This window comes from Prevotella sp. P3-122, assembly GCF_002251365.1.
GTDB lineage: Bacteria > Bacteroidota > Bacteroidia > Bacteroidales > Bacteroidaceae > Prevotella.
In genome coordinates this window covers 1-288 of record NZ_NPJH01000085.1, presented here as the reverse complement: position 1 = coordinate 288, position 288 = coordinate 1, and the positions used below count along the sequence as shown (strand labels likewise).

Here is a 288-nt window from a genome sequence, read left to right as displayed (position 1 = left end):
TGACCTCGTAGCCTCGGTCGAAGTGTAGTCCCAGGCAGATTTGAACTGCCGACCTCCACATTATCAGTGTGGCGCTCTAACCAACTGAGCTATAGGACTGTGCAGGTCACGCGGCGTGTTGCCCGAACCATTCACCTTATTATTAAAGACAGCGAAGAGAAGTACAAGAAAGGAAAACCAACCTTGACTTGTGCAATATAAAGGAACTCCGCTCCAGAAAGGAGGTGTTCCAGCCGCACCTTCCGGTACGGCTACCTTGTTACGACTTAGCCCCAATCACCAGTTTTG

1 tRNA gene and 1 rRNA gene are annotated in these 288 nt (G+C 50.3%); both read right to left on the bottom strand.

The window, feature by feature from the left end:
- Positions 1-25: 25 nt before the first annotated feature.
- Positions 26-99 (bottom strand) — tRNA-Ile (locus CIL02_RS13890).
- Positions 100-217: 118 nt separating this feature from the next.
- Positions 218-288 (bottom strand): 16S ribosomal RNA (locus tag CIL02_RS13885); the annotation flags it as partial.